This is a genomic window from Synechococcus sp. Cruz CV12-2-Slac-r (assembly GCF_024346075.1).
Lineage (GTDB): Bacteria > Cyanobacteriota > Cyanobacteriia > PCC-6307 > Cyanobiaceae > Synechococcus_D.
Map to the genome: position 1 here is coordinate 1 of NZ_JAGQEK010000055.1, position 10249 is coordinate 10249.

A 10249-nucleotide genomic window follows, 5' to 3' on the forward strand; every position below is an offset into this window, starting at 1 on the left:
ACAATATTTCAATAAACCACAATCTTACTATATAGCAGAACATATGGAGATCTAACGCACCGCCTTGATGCTTCATAGCCAAGGCAAACCCACCGACCTCACAGCGATGGGGGCTTGGCTTGCAGATACTGGCCAATTGGAAAAAGTAGGCGGTAGCAGTCGTTTAAGCGAATTGGTAGAGCGCACCCTGAGCACCGCCTCGATCGATGAGGTGGCGAAATTAGTGATGGATAAATATTTGCGGCGCCAACTTATTCGTTCAGGTAATCAAGTAATCCGCTTGGGGTTTGATCAAAGCAAGCCGATGGATCAAGTGCTGGATGAGGCGGAACAAGAAATATTTGCCATCAGCCAAGCGAAACCAAGCATTGGTCTTACCCCCACCGCTGAAATTCTCACCCGCACTTTTGAAGAAATTGAAACCCGTTCCCTTGGTACTGCGGTAGCCGGTATTCCGGTGAATTTCTACGACCTTGATGCCATGACTCAAGGTTTACAGCGGGCAGATTTAATTATTGTTGCTGGCCGCCCTGCCATGGGTAAAACATCGATTGTTTTAAATATGGCAAAAAATGTAGCTCAATTGCACAACTTACCGGTTTGTGTATTCAGCTTGGAGATGAGTAAAGAACAACTCACCTACAGATTGTTGTCTATGGAGGTGGGTATCGAAAGCGGGCGGCTGCGCACCGGCAGGCTTCATCAAGATGAATGGCCCCTGCTGGGGCAGGGCATCAGCAATCTCGGCAGATTGCCTTTATTTATAGACGACAAACCGAATTCAAGCGTATTAGAAATGCGTTCGCTTTGCCGGCGGTTAATGGCAGAGCACGGCCGAGAATTGGGCTTAATTGTGATTGATTACTTGCAACTAATGGAAGGTTCGGGATCAGAAAATCGAGTACAAGAAATATCAAGAATAACAAGGGGCTTAAAAGGAATGGCACGGGAATTAAACGTGCCAGTGATTGCCCTATCCCAGTTGAGCCGCGGCGTAGAAGCGCGCACCAATAAAAGGCCAATGCTTAGCGATCTGCGGGAATCGGGCTCAATCGAGCAGGATGCCGATATTGTGATGATGATTTACAGGGATGAGTATTACAACCCAGATACACCAGATCGAGGTATCACTGAAATAATTATCACCAAACATCGCAATGGCCCAGTGGGTACTGCGAAATTATTATTCGAGCCCCAATTCACCCGCTTCCGTAATCTTGCAGCACCGAGCGGTCGCTAAAATACTTAAAACAATATCAAAATATTTAAGTTCTAAATAATGATGCATTTATTGAAGTAGAATATATAGCCTGCAAACCAAAGCCCCGCTAGCAAGGCTCCCATAACTGCCTGCCTGAGCTGAACGATAAAGACATGAAGGATGAAGGCATAATTAAACATATGGCCCTCTCCCCTGCACCAACTGAAAGCTTCGAGCTAATTGTGGTTGGTGGCGGCCATGCCGGTTGTGAGGCAGCCCTCACCGCTGCTCGGCTTGGAATTAATACAGCCCTTTTTACGCTCAACCTGGATCGCATCGCCTGGCAGCCCTGCAATCCAGCCGTTGGCGGACCCGCCAAAAGCCAGCTGGTGCATGAAGTGGATGCCCTTGGTGGGGTGATCGGCCGCCTTGCTGATGCCACCGCATTGCAAAAACGGGTGCTTAATGCCAGCCGCGGCCCTGCGGTATGGGCCCTGCGCGCTCAAACGGATAAACGCCAATACACCCGCCAGATGCAGCAGTTGCTGCAAAACACCCCAAATCTGGCCCTGCGCGAGGCGATGGTGACAGGCCTCGAAATTGCAGGCAATCCAGGCGTAAACGCACGGATCAAAGGGATTAACACCTATTTCGGCAGCACCTATGGCGCCGAGGCAGTGATCCTCACCGCAGGCACCTTCCTTGGTGGCCAGATCTGGGTGGGTAATCAATCAATGGCTGCAGGTAGAGCCGGCGAACAAGCAGCTGTTGGCCTCAGCGAAGCGTTGATAAAAATGGGCTTTGAAATGGGAAGGCTTAAAACCGGCACCCCGGCCCGGGTGGATCGCCGCAGTATTGATTTTTCTGGGCTTGAGGAACAACCAAGTGATGCGGCTGATCGCTTTTTTTCATTTGATCCCACTGCCTGGGTAAGCGGCGAGCAGATCAGTTGCCACATCACCCGCACCACTGCAGCCACCCATCAATTAATCAAAAACAACCTGCATCTAACGCCTATCTATGGCGGCTTTATCGATAGCAAAGGGCCCCGTTATTGCCCCTCGATTGAAGATAAAATCGTGCGTTTTGCCGATAAAGAAAGCCACCAGATCTTCCTTGAACCAGAAGGCCGCGATACGCCAGAGATCTATGTGCAAGGGTTTTCCACCGGGCTACCAGAGCGGTTGCAACTTGAATTGCTACGCACCCTGCCGGGCCTTGAGCAATGCGTGATGTTGCGGCCGGCCTACGCCGTTGATTACGACTATCTCCCCGCCACCCAACTAAAACCATCGTTGGAAACCAAGCGAGTGGTGGGGCTTTTCTCTGCAGGCCAATTGAATGGCACCACCGGCTACGAGGAAGCGGCTGCCCAAGGCCTTGTTGCGGGGCTCAATGCCTCACGAATGCTGAGGCAAAAGCCAGCGGTGCATTTCCCAAGGGAGGGAAGTTATATCGGCACGATGGTTGATGATTTGATCAATAAAGATCTGCGCGAGCCCTATCGGGTACTCACTAGCCGCAGTGAATATCGCTTGATATTGCGGGGTGATAATGCCGATCGGCGCCTCACGCCCCTGGGCAGGGAGTTGGGTTTGATCGATAACCGTCGCTGGCAATTATTCGAACAAAAACAAGTTGCGATAACAGCTGAAATTAAGCGTTTAGAGCAACAACGGCTACGGCTAAATGATCCAGCGGCAGAAGCGGTAGTTGCTGAAAGCGGCATTCCAATTCGCGGCTCGATCACCCTTGCCGATTTACTGCGCCGCCCTGGATTCCATAGCGCTGATTTAGTTCGCCATGGCTTAGCTGCTGAAAATCTGCCGGCTGCAGTGCAGGAAGGGGCGGAAATTGATGTGAAATACAGCGGTTATCTAGCCCGGCAAGAACAACAAATCGAACGGGTACAACAACAAGGCAAACGGCTGATTCCCGAAACCATGGCCTATGAATCAATCAATACCCTTTCAAGTGAAGCGCGCGAAAAACTAAAAGTGGTGCAACCGCTAAGCCTTGGCCAAGCAGCCCGTATCCCAGGGGTGAGCGCTGCTGATATCACTGCGCTGTTGTTGCATTTGGAATTGCAGGAACGGCAAGTAAAAAAACAAAACTTCAAAGCAGCCCACTCGCCAGAAGCCGAAAGGATCGATAGTTTGGAGCGCTCGAGGTAGCCCTCTGACCAATAACCTGCGCCAGCTTGATCAACTACGCCGTAATCGTTCCTACTGGGAATTGCGCGCCGAACAGATCATGGACAGGGTATTTGAACCGCTGGAGGGCTCAGCTGCGCGCTCAAAAACCCTTACGGCAACAGCACTTGGTGAAAAGCAAAAGCAAAACCCTTCTCTAACGCGCTGGAAACTCACCACCCCAATCGCCTTGGTGGTGGGGTTCAGCCTGGCTGCTGCCGTTGCGGGTATGTTTTCAATTCTGCTTTGGCGCAGCTGGATGCAAGCCCGCCAGGATTTGAATCAAGAACGCCAATTGCTGGTGCTTGAACGCCTGCGGCAACTAGGACCCATCAGCCCGCCAAATCCAAGCCTGAATCAATTGCCACCTCCTGAACCTCAACTTTCAGCAGCGGAATCCAGCTGGTTTGAAGCCCCTGCACCAATTCGAGTGCCTATCCCAGCAAATACACCTGCTGCGCAGGCTCCACCGCCAACCCCCAATCAAGTCATTAGCCCAATCACAAACCCAGCATCAGTGCCAATGCCTGAATTGCTGGGGGTGGTGCAGGTGCCAGGCCGCGGCGGCACTGCAATTTTTAATACCACCACCGGTTCCGTAACAGCAGCTGTTGGCGAAAATATCGGTAGTAGTGGCTGGCAACTGCAAAGCGTGGCAAATGATCAAGCCCAGATCATTCGCCAAGGAATAGTGCGTGTTTTGAGCTTAAGCAGCCGTTGACATGGCAGAACGGATAGAGCCTTCTCCCCAGGTGCTCTGGCAGGCAGAAAATCTTGAGGGGGAACTACTTAATGGGCCCTGGCAATTGCTGCTTTTAGGAGATGGGAGCCCCACTCGCCATCTACAACTACTCACGGGCGCTGTGGTGGAGGTGGAAGTGGCGGCAATGGCTGCTGAACCTGAAGGGTGGCTGCAGCCGAAGCAGGTGGAGGAGCTCGAAACCCCGTTACTGCGGCGCCAAGTGTGGCTGATCTGCGGCGGTGAAACCCTGGCCTGGGCTGAAAGCTGGTGGAACCAATCAAAAGCGGAGCAAAATCTGAGGGAACGCCATCAGCCGATCTGGCGCAGCCTCACTAGCAATCGCACTGAACTATTTCGCGAAGTTGACGGGTTAGCCCTGGTGAATGCCCCTTGGTTGCAGAAACGCTTTAAAAGCAGCGGACCCTTCTGGAGCCGCCATTATCGTTTCTTTAGGCAAGGAGCCACTCTTACTGTGATCCAAGAGGTGTTTTCGCCTGCCCTGGAACGCTTTTTGGGATCAGCCTGCACCGAAAAAAATTATCAACGTTTGTTAAACATGTGTGGGGATGCTGCTAAAGCGGCTGATCAGATTGCTTAATTCTTGCTCTTCGCCAGGATAGACGCACTACGGGAATTCCAATTGGATCCCAATCAATCCTGGATAACCCTCACTGATCTTGGCCGATTATTCGGCATTTCAGCAGTATTTTGCGGCAAATTGCTCGGCGAAGCCGGCATGCGCGATTCCGATGGCATGCCTAATGCTGCAGCCCTCGATGGGGGCTATGCCTTTCGCCGCCCTGAGCAAAATGCCAATCGCTCAATCCTCTGGAATCAGCAACGCTGCTCCGAACTGCTTTTAGAAAAAGGTTTACAACTAATGGACGAACAACAACTCATCTTGCAGTGGGCTGATCTGCTTTCTGCCCTAGAAGAAGGCTCTCCTTCTGTAGATGCCTCCCCAGCTCAAATGGCTGAGGATTTACCTGTGCATTTAGTTCCAGCTGTAAATCAACGTTTACAAGTTATTGGTAGCTCCTTCCAAGTGGCAGGGCGTGAAACGGTAGCTGCAGGAAATTCAAGATAGCTTTGTGTAGTTACAAATAAACTATTTGTGGATTTAGCTAGGCGCCGATTCTTACTTTTACTTAGCGGCAGCATTGCAGGCCTTGCTGTAGTTCAACCGGCGGTTGCCAAAGCAATTAACTCTTTGCAACAGCAACTTTTACCGTTTAAATCTCTGCGTCTCCCCATACCTTTACCTGTAGATGGCCTTGATGCCACTGCCCAAACGCAGCAATATAAGTTTGTTCAGATAGAAGATCGCCTTGAAATCCCTAAGGGTTACAACCAGGAACTACTCGTTAGCTGGGGGGATCCCGTTGGCGAAGCAAGGTTTGGCTACAACAACGACTACCTAGCCCTTATTCCTTTAACACCTGAGCAAGCCCTGCTCACGGTGAATTTTGAATATGTAAGCCCACTCCCTTGGCGCCAAGCCTTTAAGGAGGTGGTTGGCAAAAATCTGCCTTACAGCAGCGTGCAGGCTGGCCTTCTCCCCTATGGCGGCAAGATTGATGCTTATTCACTGCCAAAAGAAGCGCCTTTACGGCTTGAAATCGAACAACTAGCAGCAGAAGCATTAAGCGATCAAGGGCTTGGCGTAATTCGGCTGCAACGTTTAGCTAATGGCGGTTGGCGCCGCAACCCTGGCCCCCAAGATCGCCGCATTACCGGTCTTTCGGGCTTGAAAGATCCAAGCCAACTTTTACGTAGCACCGGCCCTGCAGTTGCAGTTTTTAATAGCGCTAACAGGCAGGGTTACAACGATGGCCTCGGAGCAGCAATCATTGGCAGCTTTGGCAACTGCGCTGGCGGCAGCACCCCTTGGGGCACCGTATTAAGCGCTGAGGAAAATTTCCAATCCCAGGTGCCAGAAGCCGTTTACGCAGATGGCAGCTCCTTCCCCCCTGCCTCTAAACCATTTCAATGCACCGAACAGGCCTTGAATGGACTTGGCAATCCCTTTGGCTTAGCGGGCAACAAATACGGTTGGATGGTGGAGCTGGATCCAGCTAACCCCCAAGATCCGGGCACAAAACACACAGCCCTTGGTCGCTTTCGCCATGAAGCGGTAGCAATTAGGGCAGATGCCGGTAAACCTCTAGAGGTGTATTCAGGTTGTGATCGCCGCGGCGGCCACCTTTATAAATTTGTAAGCCAAGGAGTGGTTCAAAACCGCAAAGATCCAGCTAATAGCGAGTTGTTCAGCGCAGGAGTGCTCCATGGCGCCGTATTTAATAGCGATGGCAGTGGTGAATGGCGGGCCCTTTTACCAACTACCCCAGTAGCACCAATCGCAGCACCGGTGTTATTACCAAATTCCGATCGCAGTAAAGGGGGGGCAGAACTATTTAAAACTGCAGCAGATATCAATGCTTATCGCAAGCAGTTTCGCAACCTTGCTGATTTATATAGCGAACAGGGCGCGATTTTGATCGATGCTCACTTTGCTGCTAATGCTGCTGGTATTACCGGCACCGCCCGCCCGGAAGATATCGAGATCGATCCTCGCAATGGCGATTTATTAATTGCATTCACCTCTGGCTTACCCGGCGATGAAGGGGTGCCAGATCAAACGATTTTTAAAGGGCCTAAGGGGCAAACCCCCTGGAATGAAGGCTGGATAATGCGGCTACGGGAAAGCGGCAACGGCAAATTCAATTGGAGCATGGTGGCAAGTGGCGGTAAACCTCAAGAAGGAGGTTTGGGGTTTGCCAACCCGGATAATCTCGCCTTTGATCCCAGCGGTGCCCTTTGGATGGTTACCGATATCGGCACCAAAGAACAAAACGACTACCGCAATGGTGGTGAATTCGGTAATAACGCCTGCTGGGTGTTGCCCACCAGTGGGCCTCAAATCGGCCAAGCTTTTTGCTTTGCAATTGGGCCGATGGAATGCGAACTCACAGGCCCCACCCCTAGCGCTGATGGACGCAGCCTTTTACTTGCGGTGCAGCATCCCGGCGAACTGCACGGCCGCCGGGAGCAGGGAGCAAAAGAAGCTCGTGGCTTTGAGTTGCAAAACAATGCAGGAAAATCATTCCAGCAGCTGCGTTGGGTGCCCCTCGGTTCAAATTGGCCTGATGGCAGCAGTGCCTCATGGCCCCGGCCTGGGGTGGTGGTAATTCGCCGCAGCGATGGCAGGGCTTTACTTAGCCCTTACTAAGGCTTTTGGTGGCCTGATTGAGCATCTCCTGCAGGTGGGCTTCATCTGTATGGCTGAGATTGGTTTGCAGCAGATGGGCATTAGGGGCATGGCTGCGCAACTTTTCAATCACGCGATCCGCTGTGGCTTCTTTCACCATTAAGCAAAGTGCTGCACTGTTGGGCCGCAGGGTATCCCCCACCTCACGCAAGAAACCATCATTAATGCCTAGATCTGTAAGGGCACCAGAAGCAGCACCAACCCCCGCACCAACAGCAGCTCCAAGGATGGGGTTAAGGAAAATTAAACCCACCAAACTGCCCCAAAAACCACCGCTCACAGCACCAGCGGTGGTGAGATTAAGGGCTTGATGTAATTCCACCTTGCCTTCGCTGTTGCATTCCACCACTACCGCATCATCAAGTGAGATCAAGTGGTCTTGCTGCAAAGCCACCAGCTCTTTACGCACATCTTGGGCTTCTGTAACGCTATCGAAACCAAGAACAATTAACTGACTCATGGAAGTGATTAATGCTGCTTAATTAGTAGCAGCATGAGGTAAAGAGCCAACTAATTGTTACGGCGTCTGTAGGAACGCGGCATCGGACGAACCGGCTTAACTTCAGTGCGCTGCCAATGGGGGGTGGTGAAGCTTTCGTCTGCGGGCCAGCTTTCCTCTAACCAACTTTCTTGAACTGGGGTGCGGCGCGAAATTGCATCTAATGGCCTCTTAATTTGGCGGCGCGAGCTGGGCCGAGCAGCCGCAACGCCATCAACAAATTCACGGCCGCGATCAAGCCAGCCCTCAAGGCGTTCCTCTAAACCTGCATCAAAAAAACGATCTGCCATCAAGCATCAAGGCCGTATTTACAGCTTAAGGCTGCTGCTGCGCAGCTGGCTTTCCCGCCATAAGCCAACAGCACTAATTACCCAGCCGCTGATCAATATTCCACCTAAAAATTCAGCCACCTTGTTCACCCGCTCGAAGCTTCGTGATTAGGGCTGAAGTTAAGGGCAAAACGCGCATCCCAAACGCCAGCGTTATGAAGCTCACAACAATTGCGACAGGCCAAACCTTTACGGCGGCGGCGATAGGCAATTTTTTTACCGCAATGGCCGCAACAGGCCCACCAAGCAGCGGCTTGCAATGGCATCGGATAGCTGTGGCGCAAACTCACCTGAAAGTTTTTTTCAACGCTATTAATCGAAGCCATGCGGGCCCGAAATTGGGGACCATGCACCTCTTTTAAAAGCAGAATCCGATCTACCCAGGCATGGATCATTTCGTGGCAAAGGGTGCTCAAGGTGGCCTCTGGCGGCAGGGGCACCAGCAGCGGCTGCGAAAGCACAATTTCACTCAGATGTGGCCCAAAGCGATATAAACCAGCGCTACGGCTGAGGCGGCCATCGCTCCAACGCAGTTGCAATGCTGGGTTAGCAAGCTGCCCCAAGGCGCTATCAAAATATTGACGATCCAAGCGATGGAACAGTGGCAGCAATGGTTCCAGGGGCATCATTTGATTTTGACGCCTTAACTAAAACAACGCAACGGAACGCCGTCCTTCAGACTTAAGCGATCACGGGCTGCCACCGATGGATCTTGATTGGGTTGTTGTTCGCGCTGTTAGCAGCAAGCTGCTATTAGCGGGTGCCGGCGCTTTACTTCTTTATTGGACCGTTAGTGCCGTAAAACTTGTAATTAGCGCCCGTGGTATCAATCCACTACTGAAGCAATTTTTCAATCAGATTGCCTCAGGGCGGGTTGATGCCGCCTACTTGCTCACTACCAAGAGCTATAGGCAGCATGTGAACCGGCAGCAGTTCATCCGCTTTTTAGCTGGGCTACAACTAAATAAATATCGCAACTTGAAATCAGGGCGCCCCAGAATTCAAGAAGGCCAGATCATGCTCACAGTGAAATTAAAAAGTGATGGCAAAGAAGAACTGCCATTGGATTTTATTTTTGTGAAAATAGAAGATAACTGGCGGGTGGAGCGGATCAACCGTTTGGATTCCTAAACAAGGTTCACTTATGGCACCCACTTCTGTTGCAGCACGGGCAGAAGAGTTGCGGCGTTTGTTGATCGCTGCTGCCCATGCCTACTACGTGCTGGATGCACCGGCACTAGAAGATGCCGTATACGACCAGCTTTATCGCGAATTACTCGAACTGGAGCAGGCCCATCCTGAATTAATTAGCGCCGATAGCCCAAGCCAACGGGTGGGGGGTGCACCAGCTGCGGGCTTCCAAAGCGTGGCCCATCGCATTGGCCTGCTGAGCCTTGATAACGCCTTCAACGCAGCTGAATTAACCAGCTGGTACGCCAAATTGTTGCGGGTGCTCGAACTTGAACCCAGCACTGAATTAGCGCTGGTGGGGGAACTGAAGATTGATGGCAATGCTCTAGCCCTTAGCTACGAAGCGGGGGTATTAGTGCGTGCCGCCACCCGCGGCGATGGCGAAAGCGGAGAAGACATCACCCCCAATGGCCGCACGATTCAAAGCGTGCCGCTCAAGCTTCACCTGGAAAATCCACCGGCTTGGGTGGAAGTGCGTGGAGAAGCTTTTATCCCAGATAAAACTTTTGCTGCAATCAATGCCGAGAGAGCTGCCCGCAATGAAGCCCTATTTGCCAACCCCCGCAATGCCTGCGCCGGCACCTTGCGGCAATTAAATCCCCAGGTTGTAGCCGCACGGAAACTGGATTTCTTTGCCTACACCCTGCACCTACCAAACGGCAGTGATAACCCCAGCAGCCAATGGGAAGCACTGCAGTGGCTAAAAAAAGCCGGCTTCAAGGTGAATCCAAACACCGCCCTACTCGCCAATTTGCAAGGGGCTGAGCAATTTTGTAGCGATTGGGAGTTGAAGCGCCAGCAACTCGCCTATGCCACCGATGGGGTGG

At 51.9% G+C, this 10249-nt stretch carries 9 protein-coding genes and 2 pseudogenes; 8 read left to right on the forward strand and 3 right to left on the reverse strand.

Annotated elements, in window-relative coordinates; all coding sequences use genetic code 11:
* The 6 genes and pseudogenes from dnaB to KB557_RS06025 all read left to right on the forward strand — a co-directional run.
* Positions 1-1240, forward strand: a pseudogene (dnaB, locus tag KB557_RS06000) (replicative DNA helicase); the annotation flags it as partial.
* Positions 1241-1401: 161 nt separating this feature from the next.
* Positions 1402-3375 carry a tRNA uridine-5-carboxymethylaminomethyl(34) synthesis enzyme MnmG gene (gene mnmG, locus KB557_RS06005; RefSeq protein WP_255132300.1) on the forward strand — a complete coding sequence of 658 codons (1974 nt, stop codon included), beginning with the start codon at positions 1402-1404 and terminating at the stop codon, positions 3373-3375.
* Between the two features lie 79 nt (positions 3376-3454).
* Entirely contained in the window at positions 3455-4114 is a 660-nt protein-coding gene (locus tag KB557_RS06010; protein WP_255132286.1) for a hypothetical protein, read from the forward strand.
* A gap of 1 nt (position 4115) precedes the next feature.
* Positions 4116-4733, forward strand: a complete 618-nt coding sequence (locus KB557_RS06015; protein WP_255132288.1) for a chorismate lyase — start codon at positions 4116-4118, stop codon at positions 4731-4733.
* A gap of 3 nt (positions 4734-4736) precedes the next feature.
* Positions 4737-5222, forward strand: coding sequence for a hypothetical protein (locus KB557_RS06020; RefSeq protein ID WP_255132290.1), 486 nt, complete (start codon positions 4737-4739; stop codon positions 5220-5222).
* 27 nt (positions 5223-5249) lie between these two features.
* A complete protein-coding gene (locus tag KB557_RS06025) occupies positions 5250-7364 on the forward strand; it encodes a PhoX family phosphatase (protein WP_255132292.1) in 2115 nt (704 codons plus the stop codon).
* Here KB557_RS06025 and KB557_RS06030 read toward each other — a convergent pair.
* From KB557_RS06030 to KB557_RS06040, 3 genes are all read right to left on the reverse strand, one after another.
* Positions 7351-7863 carry a DUF1269 domain-containing protein gene (locus KB557_RS06030; RefSeq protein ID WP_255132294.1) on the reverse strand — a complete coding sequence of 171 codons (513 nt, stop codon included), beginning with the start codon at positions 7861-7863 and terminating at the stop codon, positions 7351-7353. The genes KB557_RS06025 and KB557_RS06030 overlap by 14 nt on opposite strands.
* A gap of 50 nt (positions 7864-7913) precedes the next feature.
* Positions 7914-8192: a hypothetical protein gene (locus KB557_RS06035; RefSeq protein WP_255132296.1), complete on the reverse strand. Its 279-nt coding sequence runs from the start codon at positions 8190-8192 to the stop codon at positions 7914-7916.
* A 125-nt stretch (positions 8193-8317) separates the two neighbouring features.
* Positions 8318-8860: a SprT family zinc-dependent metalloprotease gene (locus KB557_RS06040; RefSeq protein WP_315856201.1), complete on the reverse strand. Its 543-nt coding sequence runs from the start codon at positions 8858-8860 to the stop codon at positions 8318-8320.
* Positions 8861-8936: 76 nt separating this feature from the next.
* On the opposite strand from KB557_RS06040, the gene KB557_RS06045 reads away from it, so the two are divergent.
* Entirely contained in the window at positions 8937-9362 is a 426-nt protein-coding gene (locus KB557_RS06045; RefSeq protein ID WP_255132298.1) for a hypothetical protein, read from the forward strand.
* A 13-nt stretch (positions 9363-9375) separates the two neighbouring features.
* Positions 9376-10249 (forward strand): annotated as a pseudogene (locus KB557_RS06050) (NAD-dependent DNA ligase LigA); the annotation flags it as partial.